Raw genomic sequence first — 23041 nt, 5'->3', positions numbered from 1 at the left:
AGCACGCTCGCGGGATGAAAACCCCACGAGCGTGCGCAATGCCTACCAGAAGCGTTGCTGGGTCAAGCGGCTCCACCAGTTCAGCAAAACACGATCCACCGAACCGCTGGCCGCCATGCCGATGCGTTCCTGCAGACTTTTGCGCTCGGCGTAATGCAGATGATAAACCTCGGACTGTTTGGCGCGCTCGGCCAGGTATTCGTCACTGGTCTTGAGTTCATCGACCAGTTGCTTGTCCAGTGCTGCGATGCCCAGCCAGACTTCACCGGTGGCGACCTCGTCAATTGCCAACTGTGGGCGATAACGGGCGACGAAGTTCTTGAACAGCTGGTGGGTGATGTCCAGGTCTTCCTGGAATTTCTCCCGGCCTTTTTCGGTGTTTTCACCGAAGACGGTCAGCGTGCGTTTGTACTCGCCAGCGGTCAGCACTTCAAAATCGATGTCATGCTTTTTCAGCAGGCGGTTGACGTTGGGCAACTGCGCCACCACACCAATCGAACCGAGGATGGCGAACGGCGCACTGATGATCTTCTCGCCGATGCAGGCCATCATGTAGCCGCCGCTGGCCGCGACCTTGTCGATGCACACTGTCAACGGCACACCAGCCTCACGAACGCGCGCCAGTTGCGACGAAGCCAGACCGTAGCTGTGCACCATGCCGCCGCCGCTTTCCAGACGCAGGACCACTTCGTCTTTCGGTGTGGCCAGGGTCAGCAACGCGGTGATTTCGTGGCGCAGGCTTTCGGTGGCCGAGGCCTTGATGTCGCCGTCGAAGTCCAGCACGAACACCCGTGGCTTGGCATCGGGTTTCTTCTTCTGTTTCTTCTCGGATTTGGCCTGGCCCTTGCGCAAGGCCTTGAGCTGATCCTTGTCGAGCAGGGTCTGCTCCAGGCGTTCACGCAGGCCTTTATAGAAATCGTTGAGCTTGCTGACCTGCAACTGGCCCGCGGATTTGCGCCGGCCCTTGCTGCGCAACGCAGCAAAACTGGCCAGCACCACCAGAATGGCGATGACCAGCGTAACGGTCTTGGCCAGAAAACTGGCGTATTCAGTCAAAAACTCCACAGTCACTCCTTCAAACGATGCGCGGTCGTGAACACACGCGGGAATTGGCTCCAGCATACCCATGCACCAGTCCGTCGGCCAGCCGTGAAACCTCTGGCAACAAGGCTGGAACGGGCATTTCAAACAAGCGTATGTTTTTTCATTGACAGCTCACCGTCATCCCCATAACCTCGCCACAACCTTCAACGTACCGGGATGACGCGGACGTGGGCAGCATCTACTTGATTCGACATGGCCAGGCCTCCTTCGGTGCAGACGACTATGACGTCCTGTCGCCGACCGGTGTACGCCAGGCAGAAATCCTCGGCCGCCACCTCGCCGAACTCGGAATCAGCTTCGACCGCTGCCTGTCGGGCGACTTGCGTCGCCAGCAACATACGGCCAACAGCGCGCTGGAACAGTTCGCTTCGGTCGGCCTGCCGGTTCCCGCTCTGGAGATCGATTCGGCCTTCAACGAGTTCGATGCCGACGCCGTGATCCGCGCCCTGCTCCCGGCCATGTTGCCGGAAGAGCCCGAAGCCCTGGACATCCTGCGCAACGCTGCGCAAAACCGTGGCGAGTTCCAGCGCATCTTCGCTCTGATCATCGAACGCTGGCTGGCCGGCACTTACGACACACCTGGCCTGGAAAGCTGGCTGGGTTTCGTCGAGCGGGTCCAGGCCGGGTTGCACCGAATCCTCGAACAAGCCGACAACACTCAGAAAATCGCGGTGTTCACCTCCGGTGGCACGATCACCGCCCTGCTCCACCTCATCACTCAAATGCCTGCCCGGCAGGCCTTTGAACTGAACTGGCAAATCGTCAACACCTCGCTCAACCAGCTGAAGTTCCGCGGTCGCGAGGTGGCGCTGGCTTCCTTCAACAGTCATGCACACCTGCAGCTGCTGAAGGCCCCGGAACTCATCACGTTTCGCTGAGTCCGGATTACTGTGACCCTGCTGTAATCAACCAAAAAGGATCGAACCATGACCTCCGTAGCTGATGCCGTAAAAGCAATGCAAGCCAAGTTCAACCCAGCCGCCGCTGCCGGTCTGGATCTGGTCTTCGGTTTCAACATCACTGACGAAGACAAGCAATACGCCCTGATCGTCAAAGACGGCACCTGCGACATCCAGGAAGGCGAAAACCCGGATGCCAACTGCACGCTGGTGCTGGACAGCGAAACCCTCAAAGGTATCGTCAGCGGCGAAACCGACGGCATGCAGGCTTTCATGGGCGGCAAGCTGCGCGTTGAAGGCGACATGATGCTGTCGATGAAACTGTCCGAGCTGTTCCCTGCGTAAGACCGCGGCTCCGATATTGCGGAGCCTGTCTGAAAAAAATCCCGTACTTGTAACGGGATTTTTTTTACGATTTGAAAAGATCGGGTCGCTCAGTGCCCAAGCTGCTCAACCTTGCCAGCACCGTACGATCCAGCGCCGAGATTGGCTCATCGAGCAGAATCAGATCCGGCTTCAGAACCAACGCCGTTACCCGCCGGAAAACCCGTGGGAATAACAATGGCGCGTCGCCGGGTCGAGCCCGACTTCCTTCAATACATCAATCAGCGCCTGCTTGCGCTTGCGCACTCAAGTCACTGTGCACCTGCAAACCCTCGGTAATGATCTGCTGCACGCACAAGCGCGGGGGTGAGGCTGCCGAACGGGCCCTGCCCCCCCCCGTGCCGCCCTTGAAGTTGACGTCGACGCCATGATCAGGGAAGCGACTGGGCAATAGCGCCGGATACATTTGAAGTAATAAAAAATCAGTATCAGCGATACATTCGAGAATAAGGCACCTCGTCGCCACGGCAACATTGGCTGACACAACGTTGATCTCGATCAGTGGCGCCGGCCACGTCAGTCTCTAACCTTGCGCCTCCATCGATAGCCACGGAAGGCTCACGGGAGCCTGCGGCTGACCTTTCAAGGACGAGCAATCATGCGATCACTCAACATCATTCTTTTGTCGTCGGCGTTCAACGGCCTGACCCAGCGCGCGTGGCTGGAACTGCGTCAGGCCGGGCACTCGCCCAGCGTGGTGCTGTTCACCGACGAATCCGCCGTGTGCGAACAGATCGAAAACAGCGGCGCTGACCTGGTGATCTGCCCGTTCCTCAAGGACCGCGTTCCCCATGCACTGTGGAGCAACCCGCAACGTCCGGTGGTGATCATCCACCCGGGCATCGTCGGTGATCGCGGTGCCAGCGCACTGGACTGGGCCATCATGCGCGAGCTGCCGTCCTGGGGCGTGACGGCCCTGCAAGCAGTGGAAGAAATGGACGCCGGCCCGGTCTGGGCCACCTGCGAATTCAACCTGCCGACAGGCTTGCGCAAATCCGAGCTGTACAACGGCCGGGTCAGTGATGCGGCGATCCGTTGTATCCGTGAAGTGGTGGAGAAATTCATCGACGGCTTCGTGCCGGTAGCGCTGGATTACAACGATCCGAAAGTGCGCGGGCGTTTGCAGCCAAACATGAAACAGGACGACCGCACCTTCAGCTGGCACGACTGCTCGCGCTTCATCAAGCGCTGCATCGATGCGGCGGACGGTCAGCCCGGCGTACTGGCCAGCCTCGCCGGCGGGCAGTATTACGTGTACGACGCACACCTCGATCAGCGCACCGGCATGCCCGGCGAAATTCTCGCGGTGCACGACGACGCGGTGTTGGTGGCGACCGGTGACCACAGCCTGTGGATCGGCTCGCTGCGACGCAAACCGCAACCGGGCGAGGAAACCTTCAAGCGTCCGGCGCGGCATGTGCTGGCGGGGCAACTGGCGCACGTGCCGGTGCTGGACTGGTCGATTGCCAACGCGCCGTTCAGCGACGAACCGTATCAACCGATCCGTTATCGTGAATCCGGACAGGTCGGCGAACTGACACTGGAGTTCTACAACGGCGCCATGAGCACCGAGCAATGCCGGCGCATGGTCGAGGCGCTGCGCTGGGCCAAATCCCGTGACACTCAGGTGTTGTTGATCAAGGGTGGACGCGGCAGTTTTTCCAATGGCGTGCATCTGAACGTGATTCAGGCCGCCGAAGATCCGGGCGCCGAAGCCTGGGCCAATATCCAGGCCATCGATGACGTATGTGAAGAATTGCTCAGCGCACGGCAACTGGTGGTCAGCGGGGTCACCGGCAATGCCGGCGCCGGCGGTGTGATGCTGGCGCTGGCCGCCGATATCGTGCTTGCCCGCGCCGACATCGTGCTCAACCCGCACTACAAAAGCATGGGCCTGTACGGCTCGGAATACTGGACCTACAGCTTGCCCCGTGCTGTCGGCCCGGCCATGGCCGAACAACTGACCCAGGCCTGTCTGCCGGTCAGCGCTGCGCAGGCGCTGCAACTGGGCATGGTCCAGGAAATCGGCCCGCGCTGCCCGGACGAGTTCTCGCTATGGCTGCTGCAACGGGCCAACAGCGTGCTGAGCGATCCGACTTATGCGCCGGTGCGCGAACGCAAGCTGCGGGTCGATCATGTGCTGATCCGCCAATGCCGTGAGGCCGAGCTGCAAGAGATGCAGGAAGACATGCTGTACAACCGCAATCAGTTCGCCGAGAAGTGCCGCAACTTCGTGTACAAGCGCAAGACCTGCTGCACGCCGGCGCGGTTGGTGGAGGATTGGGCTCGGGTGCGTGAAGTCGCAGTGGCTGATTGAACAATGACGCGGTCCCGAGGCTACCCTTACAATGCGGGCACCTCAGACACCGGCCCGCCCATGGACATCGACCTCGCCCGCACCTTTCTGGAAATCGTCCGCCACGGCAGTCTCGCCGCGGCGGCCGAGAAACTGTTCGTCACGCAAACGGCGATTACCGCCCGGGTCCAGAAACTCGAAAGCCAGTTGGGCAGCACGCTGTTCGTGCGCAACCGGGCCGGTGCGCGGCTGACCGCCAACGGTGAGGCCTTTGTGGTCTACGCCAATCAGCTGGTGCAGACCTGGGAAGCGGCGAGGCGCGATCTGCCCTTGCCCGAGGGCTATCACAACGTGCTGCACATCGGCGGCGAGGTCAGCCTGTGCAACCCGCTGATGCTGAGTTGGGCTGCCGAACTGCGCGAGAAAATCCCCGGTCACGCCCTGCGCATGGACATCCGCGACGGCGAAAACCTGCTGCGCCAGCTCGAACTGGGGGTGCTCGATGCAGCACTGGTCTATCAGCCGGAATACTGGCCGGGGCTGCAGGTCGAGCAGGTGCTGGAGGAGAAACTGATTCTGGTGACCACGCCCGGCCGCCCTTCACCCTACGTCTACATCGACTGGGGCCCGGATTTCCGCCGCCAGCACGACGCCGCGCTGCCGGAAAAGGCCAAGGCTGCCCTGAGTTTCAACCTCGGCCCGCTGGCCCTGCAATACATCCTGGAGAACGGCGGCAGCGGTTATTTCCGTACCCGGGTCGTGCGCACCTATCTGGAAAGCGGCGCGCTCGAGCCGGTGACCAAAGCCCCGGAATTCGGCTACCCGACCTACCTCGTCTACTCCCGCGACCGCGATTCGGCAATCCTGCAACAGGCGTTCGATCTGCTGCGCGAGGTGATCCGGGCCGATGACGACTGGTCGCAGCGCTGGAACCCGTTGAGCTGACGCCCGCCATACACCGGAGCATGGCACTTGTGACCTGAAGGTTGCCGCTGCACAAACGGCGGGATCGGCTACGCTGCCGGGATAACAACAATATCTGCAGGTGAGCGCAGTGAGGCAGACCACCGAGGCTTTTCGCAGCCGCTACCGGGCGGCGATCCATCCCCGCTACAACCCGTGGCTGCACGGCGCATTCGTGCTGCTGTTCGGCGTGCTGGCCATCGGCGCGTTCTGGAGCAGCGTGCATCAGGTGCAACCGCTGGAATGGCTGACCGTGCCGCTGACCTTGCTGTTCTTCAATTTCGGCGTGTACATGGTGCACCGCCACCTCGGCCACCACAAAAAGAGCTTCGCGCGGATGTTCTACGCCCGGCATGCCGGCGATCATCACAGCTTTTTCACCCCCGGCCACATGACCTACGACGGCGCCCGCGACTGGCGGGTGATCCTGTTTCCGGCCTGGCTGATCGTGCTGCACACGCTGGCGATCACCCTGCCCTTGTGGTGGCTGTTCGCGCAGGTCAACAGCAACGTCGCCGGGCTGTTCGGTGGCTGCATGGTGTTCGGCTACCTGACTTATGAAGTGTTTCACGCCTGCGAGCATCTGCCGCCGCAGAACCCGCTGACCCGCCTGCCCTGGATCCGCCAGATGCGCCGTCTGCACGAGCTGCATCACCGTCGCGAGCGCATGCAGGAGCGTAATTTCAATATCGTTTTTCCGCTGATGGACTACCTGTTCGGCACCCTCTACTGGGAGCCGGAAACCGCCCATGTGACCGACTCGAGAACCCCCATGACCCGCATGCAGCACACAGTCGACATTGCCGGTGATCCGATCGCCGTCCTCGCCTACGCCGCCACCGTCAGTCGCTGGCCGGAGTGGCATCCGTCTTCGCTGAAGATCGACGGCCCGAGCGGGGCGTTGCATGCCGGTGCGCGATTCGACGAGGACATCCACGCCGGTGGGCGCGAGGGGCATTTGCGCTGGGAGGTCACCGAGTACCTGCCCGGCCGGCGCTGGTGCGCCCGGGCCCAGGGCGATCAGGGTCTGTCGTTGCAGCTGACCTATGAATGTTCAACGCACAACGCGGCCACGCGGTTCGTGCGCACCCTCGATTATCGGTTCGAGGGCATCGGCCTGCGCATCGCCAACCACTTGCTGCTCAAACGTCGCATCGAGCGCGAATCGGCAACGTCGATGCTGGCCCTGCGCGACATGGCCACCCGGCACTTGGCACTCGCGGGAGCCCACGTGTGAGATGGCGTTATCTGGTGTTGCTGCCGGTTGTCGGGCTTCTGGCCTTTTTGCTGGTGATGCCGACCAAGGTCGAGCCCGTGGCCTGGACGCCGCAACCGGCGCCCTCGCTGACCGAAGGCCAGTACGCTGACAACCAGCGACTCAAGGGCGCGGCGCAGGTCGGGCCGAGCGATATCGAAGGCCCGGAAGCACTGCTGCTGGAAAACGACTTTCTGATCACCGGCCTGCACGACGGACGTCTGCTGCGCACCAGCCTCGACGGCCAGCAGCGCACGGTGCTGGCCGATACCGGCGGCCGGCCGCTGGGGCTGGCGCGACATCCCAACGGTTTGCTGGTGATCGCCGACGCGGTCAAGGGCTTGTTGTCTCTCGACGCGCAGGGGCGACTGGTGGCGCTGACCACCGAAGCCAATGGCCTGCCGTTCGGGTTTACCGATGACGTAGCCATCGACAAGTCCGGGCATTACGCCTACTTCAGCGATGCCTCCAGTCGCTGGGGTTACGGCCACGATGGCGAAGCGATCATCGAGCATGGCGGCGACGGGCGCCTGCTGCGTTACGACTTCCAGACCGGAAAAACCAGCGTATTGCTGGACAAGCTGGAGTTCGCCAACGGCGTGACCCTTGGCCCTGAGGACGCCTATGTGCTGGTCAACGAAACCGGCGCCTACCGCATCAGCCGCTATTGGCTGACCGGGCCCAAGGCCGGCACTCACGATCTGTTCATCGACAACCTGCCGGGGCTGCCGGACAACCTGGCGTTCAATGGTCGGGATCGCTTCTGGGTAGCGTTGTACACGCCACGCAATCCGCTGCTCGACCGCACCGCTGGACACCCGTTCGTACGCAAAATGATCGTGCGGGCGATGACCGTGCTGCCCAAACCGGTAGAGAAACGCGGGTTCGTGCTGGGGCTGGATCTGGATGGCAAGGTGATTGCCAATCTGCAGGATGCCAGCGCCGGCAATTACTCGCCGATCACCACGGTGCGCGAGTATGGCGACTGGTTGTATTTCGGCTCGCTGAAGGCGACGCACATGGCACGTATGCCGCTGGAGGCCGCCTTGAAGTAAGACCATGGAGTTTGAATTGAGTCGACGTGCCAGCGATAGCGAATTGTCAGTTGCTGGATCGATCGAACTTGTCCGGGTCTTCGTCCTCCGGCACTTCTTCGCTCTCGCGTTCTTCAGGATTACCCACGGTATGCGCCGGACTGTTCGGCTCGGGATGCGTGGGAACCGGGTCAAATGCGCCCTGCTCTTCACTGGGAAACTTTGGCTTGTTCATAAGGCACCTCGTAGAGCATCGATGGCTGAAGACTCTGAACATTCGAGGTGCCGGTCGGGGCTGTCGTTCCAGTCAATTCACCACCGCAGGCCGGCGGCGCGACTGACGGTCAGGATCGAGCCTGCAATTGCTCGACGATCTTGTCTTTGACCTGCAGGCGTTTCTCTTTGAGTTTCTTCAATGTGTCGTCACTGGGCGCATCCGAGGTCGCCGTCTCGGCCTTGACGACTTCGGCGTCCGCCTGGGAATACTTGTTGATCAGTGCATCCAGATGTGGATCCGCGGTGCGTCGTTGCTGGATCTCTTCCTTTGTAAGTTTCAAGTCCTGTAACAGATCATGGGTCACCGGCATGGAACACCTCCGTCAGTTGATCGGCAGCCAACGCGACCGATTGCGCTGGCCAAGTATCAGAATGGCCTCGGTTGGCCACTTCTGTCGACCACCTGTCAGACCAGCGGTGTCCGTTCGTCGCCCTTTCGCAAATGCGATAAAACCTTTGGTCGGCGAACTCCCTCCATTGAATAACGCTCACAAAAACCTGCGTGGAGAAACACCAATGGACGGATTCAAACTGCGTCACCTTTTTCTGGCTGTCGCCCTGAGCACGGGCATGGGCTCGGCTTTCGCCGCTACCGACAACGACTTCGTCGATAACGCAGCGGCCGGCGGCATCGCCGAAATCGAAACCAGCCGCCTGGCATTGGAGAAGAGCCAATCGGCCGATATCAAGGCGTTCGCCAACATGATGATCACCGACCATGGCAAGGCCAACGATGAACTGGCCACAATTGCCAAGGCCAATGACATCGAGGTACCGGACACCACGACGCTGATCAAGCAGGCCAAGGAGAAAATCCTCGACATGCGCGATGAGTCCTTCGATGCCGCCTATGCCAACAATCAGGTCAAGGCTCACGAAGACACCATCGAGCTGTTCAAGAAGCAAGCCAACACCGTGACCGACGACAAAGTCAAAGGCGCCACCGAACTCAAAGCCTTTGCACAGAAAATGTTGCCGGGTCTGGAAAAACACTTGGCCGCCGCCAAAGAGCTGCAGGCCAAACACCCCAGCAAGTAACCGCCAGGTACGCCAAGAGGCCGCCTCCATTGGACGCGGCCTCTTTGCGTTGGGGCTTTGTTGCAGGCAAAAAATCAGCACTCCCGGCCACGCCGACTAGAGTTACCGGTGCGTTGCTTGCGGCAGATCAAAAATATCCTCGCGGGAACGAACAACTATTTCGAACGGCCACGGTCATTCACTTCGCGCCGGTCATTTTCCCAAGAACCGGCCCCCAATTCGCAATGGAGCAACAGGCACATGGCAGCACTGCAGAACAGCACACTCAATGCGATGAAAAACAATCAGGTTCAACTGCTGGGCGAATGGATCAACGGACTGCAAGCCAGCGGTGCTACCCGCAACCTCAAAGAACACGACATACAGCAACAGACCGGCGAATTCCTGCAACTGGTGGTCAGTGGCCTGGAAAACGACAGCGGCACCAACATCGCCGCGCCGGGCTGGGAAGGCATGCGCCAGTTCCTCGAAAAACTCTCCCATAGCCGCGCCCAGCTCGGTCAGGATTCGCAGCAGACCGCCAGCTTCATTTTCTCGCTCAAGGGCCCGCTGTTCGCCTTGCTGCAAAACCATTATCAGGATCAGCCCGCTCTGCTCGCCGAACAGCTGTGGGAAGTCTCCGAGCTGTTCGATGCCTTCGGTCTGTACACCATTCGCACGTTCCAGAAATCCCGTGAAGCAGTGATCAAGCGCCAGCAGGAAGAATTGCTGGAGCTGTCCACCCCGGTGGTCAAGCTGTGGGATGGCGTGCTTGCACTGCCGATGATCGGCACCCTCGATTCACAACGCACCCAAGTGGTCATGGAATCGCTGCTGCAACGCATCGTCGACACCGGCTCGGAAATCGCCATCATCGACATCACCGGCGTGCCGACCGTCGACACGCTGGTCGCCCAACACCTGCTCAAGACCGTGACCGCGATCCGTCTGATGGGCGCCGACTGCATCATCAGCGGCGTGCGTCCGCAGATTGCCCAGACCATCGTGCATCTGGGCCTCGACCTGCAAGGCGTGGTCACCAAAGCCAATCTGGCCGACGCACTGAAGCTGGCCCTGACCCGTCTGGGCATCACCCTCAGCAAGACGGTCTGAACAATGGAACGTATCCCGATTCTTCAGATGGGTGAGTACCTACTGGTGACCATCCAGGTCGACATGCACGACCAACTCGCCCTCACCCTGCAGGACGATCTGTCCGAGCGCATCAGCAAGACCTCCGCGCGCGGGGTGCTGATCGACATCTCGGCGCTGGACATGGTCGATTCGTTCATTGGCCGGATGATCGGCACCATTTCCGGCCTGTCGAAAATCATGGATGCCGAAACCATGCTCGTCGGCATGCAGCCGGCGGTTGCCATTACCCTGGTGGAGCTCGGTCTGTACCTGCCAGGCGTCAGCACCGCGCTGAACGTCGAGCGCGGCATGAAACTGCTGCAGGAACGAGTACGCCAGCAATGACCGTGCGCAGCAGCGGTACCCAACCGATCAATATCGAGCAGGACGTGGTGCTCGCCCGGCAACAGGCGCGCAAACTGGCCACCGAATGCGGCATGCGCCTGATCGACCTGACCAAACTGGTGACCGCCGTCAGCGAGCTGGCGCGCAACACCATGGTGTATGGCGGTGGCGGTGACATGGACTGGCAGATCCTCGATGACAACCACAAGGTCGGCCTGCGCCTGACTTTTCGCGATGAAGGCCCGGGTATTCCCGACATCAAACTGGCGATGACCGACGGCTGGACCTCCGGCAGCGGTCTGGGCCTGGGCCTGACCGGAGCCAAGCGCCTGGTGGACGAATTCGAACTGGACACCGAGCCCGGCAAAGGCACTCGCATAACGATCACCCGATGGACATGAACATCAGCGGGACATTGACCCAGGTGTTGGTGATCGAGGACAGCAGCCAGATCGGCCATGCCCGGCGTACAGCCCAGCGTCTGGCCGAGCAGCACGGTTTTGGCGAAAGCGATGCCGGGCGTGTGGCGCTGGTGGCCACGGAACTGGCGAGCAATGTGCTCAAACATGCCGGCCACGGCGAACTTCACCTGCGCCTGTTGCCCCGTCAGGGCGATGCCGGCATCGAGCTGATTGCGGTCGACCGTGCCCAGGGCTTTGATCTGGATGCGTGCATGGCCGATGGCTTTTCCACCGGCGGTACTCAGGGCATCGGCCTGGGCGCCGTGGCACGCCAGGCCGATGTCTTTGATGTTTTTGCCGACCATCGTGGCGCGGTTCTGCTGGCTCGTTTATACCCGCGCAGCGACCGGCAAATGGATATGCCCTATGGTGTCAGCCAGCACTCGCTGCACAACGATCCGGCCTGCGGCGATGTCTGGCATCTGGCGACGCATGGCGCCGATGTCAGCGCTCTGATAGTCGACGGACTGGGCCATGGCGAGGACGCCGAGCGTGCGGCTCGCGGCGGAGAAAAGGCCTTCGCGCTGAATCCGTTCGGTGCGCCGACGCTGCTGATGGAAGACATGCACCGCGAGATGATCGGGAGCCGGGGCGGCGCAGTGGCATTCGCGCAGTTTCACGCCGGCCGTGCCAGTCTGTCGTTCACCGGTGTCGGCAACATCGGTGCCAGCCTGATCGCCTCCGACAAGTCACGCGGACTGGCCTCGCACCCGGGGATCGTCGGCGGCCAGTACCGAAAAGCCCAGCCCTTTGACTATGCTCACGTGAACGGACATCTATTGATCATGTACAGCGATGGCTTGCAGTCCCGTTGGAACCTTCAAGACTACCCCGGTCTGGTGCATCGCCATCCCGCCGTGATAGCCACCGTCCTGCACCGTGACTTCTGTCGCGGCCGCGACGATGTAACGGTGCTGGTCGTTGCCCTGGAGGCCGCCCATGGCTGAGTCCCCAATCTTGAACAGCACCGAGCAGGCAGCGCTGATCGCCCAGTTGCAAAGCGAAACCGCGGCACTGCGCGAAGAGCTCGACGAAACCAATCAGGGCGTGCTGGCGCTGTACGCCGAACTCGACACCCAGGCCGAACAACTGCGTCAGGCATCCGACCTGAAAAGCCGTTTCCTGTCGTACATGAGCCACGAATTCCGCACACCGCTGGGCTCGATCCTGAGCATCAACAGCCTGTTGGCCGACGAACTCGACGGCCCGCTGAGCCCCGAGCAGCACAAGCAGGTGGCCTTCGTCAGCAGCGCCGCCCGGGAGCTCAGCGACATGGTCGATGACCTGCTCGACCTGGCGAAGATCGAGGCCGGGCGCATCAGCATTTCTGCGGCGTGGTTCGACATGTTCGACCTGTTTGCGGCGCTGCGCGGGATGTTCCGGCCGATTGTCGACGCCACGGCGGTGGACTTGATTTTCGAAGAACCGGTAGGCCTGCCGCGTCTCTACACCGACGACAAGAAGCTGGCGCAGATCCTGCGCAACTTCATTTCCAACTCGCTGAAATTCACCACCCGTGGCGAAGTCCGGATCTCGGCGCGCCTTGAAGGTGAGGACAAGGTGCGGTTCGCCGTCAGCGACACCGGCATCGGCATCGCCCCCGAACTGCACGGCACGTTGTTCGAGGACTTTTCACAGGTTGACTCTCCTTTGCAAAAACGCCTGCGCGGCACCGGGCTCGGATTGTCCCTGTGCAAACGCTTCGCCGAACTGCTCGGTGGCGAGGTCGGCGTCCAGAGCACCCCGAGCGTGGGTTCGTGCTTTTTCGTGATCATTCCATTGGCGATCGCCCAGGAGAGTGTCGATGAAACATGACATCCGTCTGTTGATTGTCGACGACAACGTCGCCACCCGTTACGCCTTGCGCCGGCGGCTGGAACGCCACGGCTATGAGGTGTTAGAGGCCGGTACCGGTGGCGAAGGCCTGGCATTGATCGCCAGTGAGAAGCTCGACGCGTTGATTCTCGACGTCAATCTGCCGGACATGAGCGGCTTCGACATCGTCCGCCAACTGCGCGCCGACTCCCGCACCGCCCTGCTCCCGGTGATCCACGTGTCGGCCGCGTCGATCCAGACCGGCGACATCATCACCGGACTTGATGCCGGTGCCGATGCCTACCTAATTCACCCGGTGGACCCGGACGTATTGCTGGCCACGCTGCGCACCCTGCTGCGGGTGCGCGACACGGAAAACGCCTTGCGTGAAAGCGAGGCGCGCTTTCGCGAGATCTTCGTCAATGTCTCGGCGCCCATCGCGGTACTCGACGCCGACCTCAAGGTCCACGAATGCAATCACGCCTTCTCCCAACTGATCCAGGACAACCGCGACGCCCAGACCCTCAGCGCGTGTTTCGCTGACGACCAAGGTGCGATTCTTCAGGAATTGCGCCTGCGCCTGGTGGATGGCGAGCGCTGGAAAGGCACGCTGAACATGCGCGTGCAGGGCGAAATCCGCGAAACCGAGTGGCAGATTTCACCCTACCGCACCCCGAAGCTGAGCCTGGTGTTCGTCGAAGACGTCACCGAACACCGTCAACGCGAACGCTCGCACCTGGCGCGGCTGGACGACACCACCACGCAACTGGCCAAGGAAGTCGCCGACCGGGTGCGTGCCGAATCGCAACTGCTGCAAGTGCAGAAAATGGATGCGCTGGGCAAACTCACCGGCGGCATCGCCCATGACTTCAACAACCTGCTGACCGGGATCATCACCAGCCTCGAACTGATCCAGAAACGCATGGCCGATGCCCGCCCGGACAAGGTCCAGTTCTATGCCGAAGCGGCGCTGAACTCGGCGATGAGCGCGGCCTCGCTCACCCATCGCCTGCTCGCTTTTGCCCGTCAGCAACCGCTCGACACCCGTCCGGTAGACATCAACAAGCATGTGCGCTCGCTCGAAGAATTGCTGGTGCGCACCATCGGCGAACGCATCGCCCTCAAGCTCGAGATGACCACCAAACCGGCCATCGCGCTGGTCGATCCGATCCAGCTGGAAAGCGCAGTGCTCAACCTGGTGATCAATGCCCGGGACGCATTGCCACGGGGCGGCAATATCTGGGTCAGCACGTACGCGGCGTATTCCCACGGCGACCCGAACCTCGCCGATGGTTCCTATGTGGCGCTATCGGTGCGCGATGACGGTACCGGCATCGAGCACAGCGTCATCGATAAGGTGTTCGAGCCGTTTTTCACCACCAAACCGCTGGGCCAGGGCACCGGGCTGGGGCTGTCGACGATCTACGGTTTCGCCCGTCAATCCGGTGGCGATGCGCACATCCGCAGCGTGGCGCGACGCGGCACCGAAGTGACGATCATGCTGCCGGCCACCAGCGATCCGACCGCTGTCGATGTGGCCCCGGTGACCATTGATCCGCAAGGCTCGGGCGAACATGTGTTGATCGTCGAAGACATGCCGGCGGTGCGCCTGTTCGTCACCGAAGTGCTGGAAGACGCCGGTTACCGCTGCACCCAGGCCGCCGATATCGAAACGGCGCTGGAGCGTTTGCAGAACGACTCGTCGATCGACCTGCTGCTGACCGACGTCGGCCTGCCACGCATGACCGGCCGTGAACTGGCGGACGTTGCGCGGGGCTGGCGCGAAGCGCTGCCGATCCTGTTCATGACCGGTTACGCGGAAACCGCGATCAACCGGCAGGTGTTCCTCGGGGCCGGCATGGAGATGCTGGTCAAGCCGTTCCAGATCCGCGAACTACTCGACAAAGTCCGTCGCACGCTCGACGGCGCCTGATACACCGCCATCGCGGGCAAGCCCGCGATGAGGCCCGCCCAGGCGACGCCGTTATCGGTTCAAGGCACGGGCGAGAAACGGCGCAGTCCGGCTCTTTTTGCTCGCCGCCACTTTCTGCGGCGTCCCGGCCACGACGATCCTGCCGCCCTCATCCCCCGCGCCCGGACCGATGTCGATCACCCAGTCGCTCTGCGCCACCACGCGCATTTCATGCTCGACCACGATCACCGTGTGCCCTGCGCTCACCAGATTGTCCAGTTGCTCCAATAAGCGGTCGACGTCTCGCGGATGCAACCCGGTGGTGGGCTCGTCGAGCACATACAACGTCGCGCCGCGCTGGTTGCGTTGCAGTTCGGTGGCCAGTTTGATCCGCTGGGCTTCGCCGCCGGACAACTCGGTCGCCGGTTGCCCGAGGCGCAGATAACCGAGGCCGATGTCGCGCAATACCTCCAGCGAACGGCGGATCGCCGGTTGCTCGGCAAACACCGTCACCGCTTCGTCCACCGTCAGTTGCAGCACCTGCGCGATGCTCAAGCCCTGCCAGAGGATGGCCAGGGTCTCGGGGTTGTAACGCGCACCGTGGCAAGTCGGGCACGGCGCATAAACGCTGGGCATGAACAGCAATTCGACACTGACAAACCCCTCGCCTTCGCAGGTCGGGCAGCGCCCCTTGGCGACGTTGAAGGAAAACTGCCCGGCGTCGTAACCCGCCGCTTTCGCCTCGACGGTGGCGGCAAACAGCTTGCGCACGTTGTCGAACAACCCGGTGTAGGTCGCCAGATTCGAACGCGGCGTGCGGCCGATGGGTTTCTGATCGACCTGCACCAGACGCTTGATCGACTCCAGCCCGGCGCTGACCTGGCCGGTGCTGGCAGACGGGGTATCGTCTTCCAGATTGAGCTCTTCCGGCTCGGCGTCACTGACGCTGCGCCCGAGCTGCGCGCCGACCAGTTCCAGCAGCGCCTGGCTGACCAGACTGGATTTGCCTGAACCGGAGACGCCGGTGACCGAGGTGAAACAGCCCAGTGGAAATTCGGCGCTGAGGTTATTCAGATTGTTGCGGGTGACGCCGTCGAGCTTCAGCCACCCCGACGGTTTGCGCGCGGCGCGTGTGGAGCGTTGCTGTTCGGCGAACAGATAGGCGCGGGTCTGGGAGTGTTCGATCGCCGCCAGCCCCGACGGCGGACCGCTGTAAAGAATCTGCCCGCCCTTTTCACCGGCCGCCGGGCCGACGTCGATCAGCCAGTCGGCGCGGCGCATGGTATCCAGATCGTGCTCGACCACAAACACGCTGTTGCCGTCGGCTTTCAGACGCTGCAAGGCCTCGAACAGCGCCTCGCCGTCAGCCGGGTGCAGGCCGGCGGAGGGCTCGTCGAGCACGTAGATCACGCCGAACAATTGCGAGCCCAATTGAGTGGCCAGTCGCAGGCGTTGCAATTCGCCGGACGACAGGGTCGGCGTGCTGCGCTCCAGGGCCAGATAACCGAGGCCGAGATCAGTCAGGGTGCTGACACGCTCCAGCAAGTCCTCGGCAATGCGCTGGGCGGCCAGGCGCTTTTCCAGCGACAGGTTCGGCGTATGGCGCACGTCCGGCGCGTTGGCGTGGCCGCTGGCGCCGTGGGCCACGCGCTGCTGGCGGGCCTCGCGGGTCTGGCTGTGGGTCAGGGTTTCACCGCTTTCATCGGCGTGTTCCAGCCAACTCGCGTCCGCCACCGGTTTCAAGACTTCGGCGACTTGCAGCAGCGGCATCCGCGACAACTCGCCGATGTCATGCCCGGCAAACGTCACCGACAGCGCCTCGCGCTTGAGGCGCTTGCCATCGCACAACGGGCACAGGCTGCCGATCATGAACTGCGAAACGCGCTTCTTCATCAGCGCACTTTGCGAATGGGTAAACGTGTGCAGGATGTAGCGCCGGGCGCCAGTGAAGGTGCCTTGATAACTCGGTTCCATGTTGCGCTTGAGGGCGACGCGGGTTTCTTCCGGCGTCAGCCCGGCGTACACCGGCACCGTTGGCGTTTCCTCGGTGAACAAGATCCAGTCGCGCTGCTTTTTCGGCAGCTTGCGCCACGGGATATCGACGTCAATGCCCATGGTCACCAGGATGTCGCGCAGGTTCTGCCCCTGCCAGGCCAGCGGCCAGGAGGCCACGGCACGCTGGCGGATGGTCAGATTCGGATCCGGCACCATCAACGCCTCGGTGACCTCGTAGACCCGGCCCAGTCCATGGCATTGCGGGCACGCGCCTTGCGGCGTGTTCGGTGAAAAATCCTCGGCATACAGCATCGGCTGACCCGGCGGATAGCTGCCGGCGCGCGAGTACAGCATGCGGATCAGGCTCGACAGCGTGGTCACGCTGCCCACCGACGAGCGCGTGCTCGGCGTGCCGCGCTGTTGCTGCAGGGCCACGGCCGGCGGCAGGCCTTCGATGGAATCGACGTCCGGCACCCCGACCTGATCGATCAGCCGCCGCGCATAAGGCGCCACCGATTCGAAATAGCGCCGCTGGGCCTCGGCATACAGCGTCGAAAACGCTAGCGACGACTTGCCCGAGCCCGACACCCCGGTGAACACCACCAGCGCGTCACGGGGGATATCGACATCAACGTTCTTCAGATTGTGTTCACGGGCGCCGCGCACGCGAACCATGCCGGCGGCGGAACTGGAGCTGCGCTTGGAAGTCATCGGCCAGCCTTGGTCAGGGGATTTGGGCTCAGGTACTAAGCACGGAACGGATCATCTGCAGCAATGCTTCGGGACTGTAAGGCTTGCCGAGCAAATGGGTGTCAGGGCTGAGCTGGTGGTTGCGCGAGATGATGTCGCGGGTGTGGCCCGAGGTGAACAGCACCGCCACCGGCGGCATTTGCACCTTGGCCCACGCCGCCAGATCGGAGCTCTTGATAAGACCGGGCATGACCACGTCAGTGAAGATCAGGTCGACCCGGGCGCCCTCCATCAACATCTGCATGGCCGCGTCGCCATTGCCGGCGATCAGCACGCGGTAGCCTTCTTCGCGCAACAGCTCGACTGCCGAGGTGCGCACCGCTTCGTTGTCCTCGACCACCAGGATCGTTTCGTGACCGCCCGTGAGGTGTTCTTCCACACTGGGTGCTGCTTCACCCATCGGTCGCAGGCTGCGCGGGAAGTACAACTGCACTCGCGTGCCCTGGCCCACCTGACTGTCGATCTCCACATGCCCGCCGCTCTGTTTGACGAAACCGAACACCATGCTCAAGCCGAGACCGGTGCCCTGGCCGTCGGCCTTGGTGGTAAAGAACGGTTCGAACACTTGCTCGAGTATGTGGGGGGCAATGCCCACGCCGCTGTCACTGACCGAGACCCGCACGAAATCCCCCGGCACGATGCCTTTGCCCGAACAGAACGCCCGGTCCAGTGAGAGATTGGAGGCGCCGAGCACAATCGTGCCCTCGCCCTTCATGGCGTCCCGGGCATTGATCGCCAGATTGAGAATGGCGTTTTCCAGTTGATTGCGGTCGACGTTGATGTGCCACGGTTCATCCGGCAGTTGCACGTCGATCTGGATGGTTTCGCCCAGCGCCCGTTGCAGCAACTCGCCGACACCTTCGAAGATCTGCCGGGGATTGCACACCGCCGGCGACAGCGGCTGACGCCGGGCAAACGCGAGCAGTTGCGAAGACAGCTTGGCGCCGCGCTCCACCGCCGCCAGCGAGGCGCCGACCCGACGCTGGACGTTGGCATTGTCCGGTTCATGGCGAGCCAGCAGATGCAGGTTGCCGGCGATCACTTGCAGCAGGTTGTTGAAGTCATGGGCCACACCGCCCGTGAGGCCACCGATGGCTTCGAGTTTCTGCGACTGGCGCAACTGCTCTTCGGCGGCGAGGCGCGCTTCGACTTCATCTGCCACACGCTGCTCGAGGTTGCGGGTGAACTTGAGCAGGGATTCTTCGGCAATCTTGCGCTCGTGAATATCGATCAGCACACCGGGAAAACGGAACGGCCGGCCCTGCTCGTCGAATTCACAAGCGCCGCTGGCGAGCACCCACAGACAACTGCCATCGGCACGCACCACCCGGTACTCGGCGTTGTAGGGCTCGCCGGTACGCACCGAATTCTCCACGCACTCCTGTACCCAATTGCGATCGTCAGGATGAATGTGCGCTTCGGCGATATGTTGCGGCAGGTTGGTCAGGTCTTGATCCGGCGGGTAGGAGAATGTCCGGGCAAAACGCTCGTCGGCCGACAGCACATTGTTTCTGACGTCCCAGACAAAGGAGCCGATCAATGCGCCGGCATTCAGTGCCAGTCGCACCCGCTCGTTATCGGCGCGATAGGCATCTTCAGCGGCCTGGCGCAGACGCTCGGACAACACCAGTTCAGTGGTTTCCACCACCATCGCCATGACGCCCGAAGGCACGCCGGCATCGTTGGCCACCGGGCTGTAATAAAGGTCGAGCCAGACGTCCTCCGGCACCCCGTCGCGCAGCAGCACCAGAACTTTGTTGCGATACTCCAGGGTGCCACCCGCCAGGCAGGTGTCCACCACATGCCGGTTGAAATCGGCGACCTCCGGCCAACCCAGTTCCACCGGCGATCCGAGCAGGTAAGGATGTCGTCCGCCAGCGAATCGGGAATAGGCGTCGTTGTAGATCATGTAACCGGCACGGCCCCAGAGCATGACCATCGGCAACGGCGAGGCCAGCATCAGCTGGACCGTGCTGCACAGGCTGGCCGGCCAGGTTTCGAGGGGGCCCAGATCCGTCCCGCTCCAGTCGAATGCTCGGATGCGCCCGGCCATCTCGCCTTGCCAGCCGTCACACCCATGGCTCTCGGTTAAAAACTGCATTGGCTGCTTCAACGCCTTGTGGTGGATCCGGTTCTATCGCTGCGCGTTCAAACGCCGCGCCCGTCTGTTTCGAGCGTGCCGGGCAGCGATGGTTTCATTAGAGGTATAGCCGATTTCACCTGCGCTCGATGTTCAGACTTCGATCAGGTGTTTGAGCGGATGGTAGCCGGTCTTCATCTTCGAAGCGACGTCAAGAATCGCCTTCTGGATACCGTCCAGGTGCATGCAGGTCAGCTCGATCGCCGCGCTCTGGTTGCCGGCTTCAATGTACTCGATCAGACGCAGGTGCTCGTCATCACGGCAGGCCTCATGGCTGTCATCGTCCAGCGCCGCGGCGTACAGCGAGGCGCGGGATATCAGCTTCTGAAACCAGTCGAGCAGTACAGGATTGTTCAGGCTGCGAGCCAGTTTGATGTGGAACTCGCCGAGCAGGTGAATCAGTCGCTCGTGATCGCCCGCTTCGTGGGCTTCGTCTTCCAGCAGCAGGTGGTCACGCAAATCCTGCATCGCGGCAGAGTCCTTGCGCCGGCACAGTTCGGTGACGATGCCGATCTCGATCAGGCGCCGGGTTTCGAACAGCGAACGGATCTCTTCATCACTGGGCAGCGACACCGACGCACCTTTATTGGGCTCGGTGGTGACCAGTCCATCAGCCTCCAATTGTTTGAGCGCGGCACGAACCGACGTGCGGCTGACATTGAACAGTTCCGCCAGCGACGCCTCACCCAGCTTCATCCCCGGACGCAGCGAGCGCTTGCTGATCGCCTCGTAAACCCCTTGGTAGACGCGGTCGACAGTGGTTTCCGTTTTTTTCTCGGTCATTTGAAAGCTCATTCAATGCTGGCAACGGTCCCTGGCGAAAGCGTCAGCCAGGAAAATGAGTTGTTCACCCTGCTCGGCCCCTCGGGCTGCGGCAAGCCCCCCCTGCTGCGCACCATCGCCGGTTTCGAACATGTCAGCGACGGTGAGATCCGTCTGGCGGGCGAAACGGTCAATCACCTGCCGCCGTTCAAGCGTCGGGGCCACACGGTGTTCCAGAGTTACGTGCTGTTTGCGCACCTGTGAATGTTGCGCAGAATATCGCCTTCGGCTTCGAGATGCAGGGTCTTGATCGCAAGACCCTGCCCGCACGGGTCGCTGAGATGCTCGCACGGGTGCAAATGGAGTACCTGGCCGGGTGCAAACCGGCGCAATGGTCCGGTGGCCAGCAGCAACGCGTGGCGCTGGCCCGGGCCCTGGCGGTGGTGTTGACCTTGCTTGCCCTGATCGCCATTGCGCTGGGCATCATGGGCTACATCAGCCTGCTTCCGCGCCACACCTGCGGCGGCGTCGACTGGCAGGCCCAATGGCAACTGGCAGAGCTACGTGCAGCTGTTTTTCCAGGAAGGTTTTGATCGACAGCGTGGTGCCGCGCCCGATTGCACGGGTCACCACCCTGGACGGCGAAGGCCGGGTCAATGCCACGCCGCTCAGCTTCTTCAATGCCCTGTCGGCAGATCCGCCCCTTCTCGCGCTCGGCGTGAGAATGATCAGGAGCCTGGATCTCAGTCGGTGCCGTACTTCGGCGACCGTGGCCCGTACAGCAGGCCCGCCGGATGACCGGCCGACAGCAGTCGATTGCTGGCCACACCGGCAATCGGGTAGCCGGCATCGGTGGAGCTGTTGATGATCTGCTTCACCGCCGCGGTGATCAGCGCGCCGATCAGGCCGCCACCGCTGTTGTTGCCGCCCTCTTCGCTCGACGCCCGGGCCGCGCCGGTCCACAGGGTGACGCCGGTTTTCAGGTCCACAAGCTTGGCGCTGGCGGTGACGGCCGTTTCGCTGCTGATCACGATGTAGCGCGTGCCGTACTCGCTGACCGTGATGTACAACGCCGCATCGGCACCGAAGATTTCCTGCAGTTTGTTGGCCGGCACCGCATGGATGTCATCCGGCGTGGTCAGGCCGTTCTGGCGGAACGTCTCGTCGACCAGCGTGATCGGCAGCACGTAGTAACCGGCTTCGGCCAGCGGGAACGTCACTTGCGACAACAGGCTGTAGGACGCCTTGACGTCCGGCGAGGTGTTCAGCGGCGGCAGCACCAGAATGGATTTCGGCCGTGCTTGTTTGTACGCCGAGTAATCCACGGTTTTCGGTGCAACACAGCCACCCAGAACGGTCAGTGCCAGGCCCGCAGCCAACAGTTTCAAGGCACGCGAGATCATTGGGCGTCTCCGCTCTTGGCGTTCTTAAGCAGAAAATCCATGTACGTGCCGGACTCGGGGAACAGGGTCTTTTCGGTGCGCAGCTGCTGCACCATCTGATCGTCCTTGCCCATGCTCAGGTACAGCAGACCGAGGTGGGCGTGGTAACCCGGCGGTACCGGCTTGCCACTGGCACGGATCTTTTGCAGATCGGCTTCCAGCGCTTCGGCCTGAGCCTCTTTCGGCGTTTCGCTTTTGAAGTATTCGTAGACTTGCGGCTGGTAGCCTTCCCACTGGTACAGGGTTTGCGGGCTGCTGCAACCGGCCAGCAAAGCGCTGGCGGCCAGGGTCAGGGCCATCAGCGACCGGGACAGGGACAGATTCATGGTGTGTTGCTCCTTGCGATGGGCGTCTATCAGTTGCCCGGTTTCCAGGCGCCGGCGTTCATGCCATCAACCAGGCGATTGATCGCCTCGCGCATGGCCAGATCGAGGACTTTGCCGTTGAGGGTGGAGTCGTAGGCAGCGGTGCCGCCGAAGCCGATGATTTCGCGGTTGGACAAGGCGTACTCGCCGGCGCCCTGGGTCGAATACACCACTTCGGAGGTGCTGATGTTGACGATGTTCAGGTTGACCTTGGCGTAGGCGACCTGAGTCTTGCCACGGCCGAGAATGCCGAACAGTTGATGATCACCGGTCTCTTTGCGGCCGAATTCGGTAACGTCACCCGTGACCACGTAATCGGCGCCTTTCAGACGCTGGGCCTGGCCCTTGATCGCCGCTTCCTGCTGGATCTCGCCCATGTTGTCGCGGTCGAGCACGGAGAAACGGTTGGTCTGCTGCAAGTGAGTGATCAGGATGGTCTTGGCCTGACCGCCGAGACGGTCGACGCCGTCGGAGAAGATCCCGCGCATGTAGCTCGAACGGTTGTCGAACTTGCCCACGGCCATCGGGATACGCACACCGGACCAGGCCTGGGAGGCGCTTTCCACCTTGGCCACCGGCAGTGCGCGGGAGCTCTCGGTGGCGCAACCGGAAAGCGAACCGGCCAGGGTGCCGAGGACGGCAATTGCAACGCCCGAGACCAACATCCGGGAGATCATTCTCACTGTGCATTC

22 protein-coding genes and 2 pseudogenes are annotated in these 23041 nt (G+C 62.1%); 14 read left to right on the top strand and 10 right to left on the bottom strand.

All coding sequences use genetic code 11. From position 1 onward, the window contains the following. Window positions 1–42: 42 nt before the first annotated feature. Window positions 43–1065, bottom strand: coding sequence for a protease SohB (gene sohB, locus ACKJSM_RS16895; RefSeq protein ID WP_236179019.1), 1023 nt, complete (start codon window positions 1063–1065; stop codon window positions 43–45). A gap of 206 nt (window positions 1066–1271) precedes the next feature. Here sohB and ACKJSM_RS16890 point away from each other — a divergent pair, with 206 nt between their 5' ends. After that, window positions 1272–1982, top strand: a complete 711-nt coding sequence (locus tag ACKJSM_RS16890) for a histidine phosphatase family protein (protein WP_410238333.1) — start codon at window positions 1272–1274, stop codon at window positions 1980–1982. A 48-nt stretch (window positions 1983–2030) separates the two neighbouring features. After that, window positions 2031–2348, top strand: coding sequence for an SCP2 sterol-binding domain-containing protein (locus ACKJSM_RS16885; protein ID WP_007959502.1), 318 nt, complete (start codon window positions 2031–2033; stop codon window positions 2346–2348). Between the two features lie 97 nt (window positions 2349–2445). Here ACKJSM_RS16885 and ACKJSM_RS16880 read toward each other — a convergent pair. After that, a pseudogene (locus tag ACKJSM_RS16880) lies at window positions 2446–2716 on the bottom strand (microcin ABC transporter ATP-binding protein); the annotation flags it as partial. A 269-nt stretch (window positions 2717–2985) separates the two neighbouring features. On the opposite strand from ACKJSM_RS16880, the gene ACKJSM_RS16875 reads away from it, so the two are divergent. The 4 genes from ACKJSM_RS16875 to ACKJSM_RS16860 all read left to right on the top strand — a co-directional run bounded on the left by ACKJSM_RS16875 (window position 2986) and on the right by ACKJSM_RS16860 (window position 7956). After that, complete coding sequence (locus ACKJSM_RS16875) at window positions 2986–4704, top strand: hydrogenase maturation protein (RefSeq protein ID WP_339487694.1); 1719 nt, start codon at window positions 2986–2988, stop codon at window positions 4702–4704. Between the two features lie 60 nt (window positions 4705–4764). Next, window positions 4765–5628, top strand: a complete 864-nt coding sequence (locus tag ACKJSM_RS16870) for a LysR family transcriptional regulator (protein ID WP_236179016.1) — start codon at window positions 4765–4767, stop codon at window positions 5626–5628. Between the two features lie 109 nt (window positions 5629–5737). Next, window positions 5738–6883, top strand: coding sequence for a sterol desaturase family protein (locus tag ACKJSM_RS16865; RefSeq protein WP_236179015.1), 1146 nt, complete (start codon window positions 5738–5740; stop codon window positions 6881–6883). Window positions 6884–6939: 56 nt separating this feature from the next. Next, window positions 6940–7956, top strand: a complete 1017-nt coding sequence (locus ACKJSM_RS16860) for an SMP-30/gluconolactonase/LRE family protein (RefSeq protein ID WP_236179654.1) — start codon at window positions 6940–6942, stop codon at window positions 7954–7956. A 46-nt stretch (window positions 7957–8002) separates the two neighbouring features. Here ACKJSM_RS16860 and ACKJSM_RS16855 read toward each other — a convergent pair whose 3' ends face one another. Together ACKJSM_RS16855 and ACKJSM_RS16850 are read right to left on the bottom strand one after the other, a co-directional pair. Beyond that, the gene (locus ACKJSM_RS16855; protein WP_236179014.1) at window positions 8003–8170 is read right to left on the bottom strand and encodes a hypothetical protein; all 168 of its coding nucleotides are present in this window, start codon (window positions 8168–8170) and stop codon (window positions 8003–8005) included. Between the two features lie 109 nt (window positions 8171–8279). Beyond that, on the bottom strand, window positions 8280–8522 hold the full coding sequence (locus ACKJSM_RS16850; RefSeq protein ID WP_039768852.1) for a YdcH family protein: 243 nt from the start codon (window positions 8520–8522) through the stop codon (window positions 8280–8282). A gap of 205 nt (window positions 8523–8727) precedes the next feature. On the opposite strand from ACKJSM_RS16850, the gene ACKJSM_RS16845 reads away from it, so the two are divergent. The 7 genes from ACKJSM_RS16845 (at window position 8728) to ACKJSM_RS16815 (ending at window position 14916) form a co-directional block, all read left to right on the top strand. After that, the gene (locus ACKJSM_RS16845; protein WP_339487706.1) at window positions 8728–9249 is read left to right on the top strand and encodes a DUF4142 domain-containing protein; all 522 of its coding nucleotides are present in this window, start codon (window positions 8728–8730) and stop codon (window positions 9247–9249) included. 240 nt (window positions 9250–9489) lie between these two features. After that, the gene (locus tag ACKJSM_RS16840) at window positions 9490–10341 is read left to right on the top strand and encodes an STAS domain-containing protein (protein WP_410238332.1); all 852 of its coding nucleotides are present in this window, start codon (window positions 9490–9492) and stop codon (window positions 10339–10341) included. 3 nt (window positions 10342–10344) lie between these two features. Then, complete coding sequence (locus tag ACKJSM_RS16835; protein ID WP_410238331.1) at window positions 10345–10707, top strand: STAS domain-containing protein; 363 nt, start codon at window positions 10345–10347, stop codon at window positions 10705–10707. Continuing rightward, window positions 10704–11108: an anti-sigma regulatory factor gene (locus ACKJSM_RS16830; RefSeq protein ID WP_039768856.1), complete on the top strand. Its 405-nt coding sequence runs from the start codon at window positions 10704–10706 to the stop codon at window positions 11106–11108. The genes ACKJSM_RS16835 and ACKJSM_RS16830 overlap by 4 nt, the downstream gene beginning before the upstream one ends. After that, complete coding sequence (locus tag ACKJSM_RS16825; protein WP_236179646.1) at window positions 11105–12115, top strand: ATP-binding protein; 1011 nt, start codon at window positions 11105–11107, stop codon at window positions 12113–12115. The genes ACKJSM_RS16830 and ACKJSM_RS16825 overlap by 4 nt, the downstream gene beginning before the upstream one ends. Next, a complete protein-coding gene (locus ACKJSM_RS16820) occupies window positions 12108–12983 on the top strand; it encodes a sensor histidine kinase (RefSeq protein WP_236179010.1) in 876 nt (291 codons plus the stop codon). Before ACKJSM_RS16825 ends, ACKJSM_RS16820 begins: the two co-directional genes overlap by 8 nt. After that, window positions 12973–14916, top strand: coding sequence for a response regulator (locus ACKJSM_RS16815; protein ID WP_410238330.1), 1944 nt, complete (start codon window positions 12973–12975; stop codon window positions 14914–14916). Before ACKJSM_RS16820 ends, ACKJSM_RS16815 begins: the two co-directional genes overlap by 11 nt. A 51-nt stretch (window positions 14917–14967) precedes the next feature. Here ACKJSM_RS16815 and ACKJSM_RS16810 read toward each other — a convergent pair whose 3' ends face one another. The 3 genes from ACKJSM_RS16810 to ACKJSM_RS16800 form a co-directional block, all read right to left on the bottom strand. Continuing rightward, window positions 14968–17601, bottom strand: a complete 2634-nt coding sequence (locus ACKJSM_RS16810; RefSeq protein WP_410238329.1) for an excinuclease ABC subunit A — start codon at window positions 17599–17601, stop codon at window positions 14968–14970. A gap of 28 nt (window positions 17602–17629) precedes the next feature. Further along, window positions 17630–19741 (bottom strand): ATP-binding protein, encoded by a 2112-nt coding sequence (locus ACKJSM_RS16805; RefSeq protein ID WP_410238328.1) that lies wholly within the window; start codon window positions 19739–19741, stop codon window positions 17630–17632. 132 nt (window positions 19742–19873) lie between these two features. After that, window positions 19874–20563 carry a GntR family transcriptional regulator gene (locus ACKJSM_RS16800; protein WP_410238327.1) on the bottom strand — a complete coding sequence of 230 codons (690 nt, stop codon included), beginning with the start codon at window positions 20561–20563 and terminating at the stop codon, window positions 19874–19876. Window positions 20564–20578: 15 nt separating this feature from the next. On the opposite strand from ACKJSM_RS16800, the pseudogene ACKJSM_RS16795 reads away from it, so the two are divergent. After that, window positions 20579–20982, top strand: a pseudogene (locus ACKJSM_RS16795) (ABC transporter ATP-binding protein); the annotation flags it as partial. 303 nt (window positions 20983–21285) lie between these two features. Here the strand turns inward: ACKJSM_RS16795 and ACKJSM_RS16790 are convergent. From ACKJSM_RS16790 to ACKJSM_RS16780, 3 genes are read right to left on the bottom strand one after another with little or no spacing between them, the layout of a single operon-like run. Further along, window positions 21286–21945: a DUF799 domain-containing protein gene (locus ACKJSM_RS16790; protein ID WP_236179005.1), complete on the bottom strand. Its 660-nt coding sequence runs from the start codon at window positions 21943–21945 to the stop codon at window positions 21286–21288. Then, on the bottom strand, window positions 21942–22310 hold the full coding sequence (locus ACKJSM_RS16785) for a DUF4810 domain-containing protein (RefSeq protein ID WP_236179004.1): 369 nt from the start codon (window positions 22308–22310) through the stop codon (window positions 21942–21944). The genes ACKJSM_RS16790 and ACKJSM_RS16785 overlap by 4 nt, the downstream gene beginning before the upstream one ends. 29 nt (window positions 22311–22339) lie before the next feature. Beyond that, window positions 22340–23026 carry a CsgG/HfaB family protein gene (locus tag ACKJSM_RS16780; RefSeq protein WP_162130490.1) on the bottom strand — a complete coding sequence of 229 codons (687 nt, stop codon included), beginning with the start codon at window positions 23024–23026 and terminating at the stop codon, window positions 22340–22342. Between the last annotated feature and the right edge of the window lie 15 nt (window positions 23027–23041).

The organism is Pseudomonas sp. PHC1 (assembly GCF_046487845.1).
Taxonomy (GTDB): Bacteria; Pseudomonadota; Gammaproteobacteria; order Pseudomonadales; family Pseudomonadaceae; genus Aquipseudomonas; species Aquipseudomonas sputi.
This window is presented reverse-complemented; position numbering and strand designations above follow the sequence as displayed.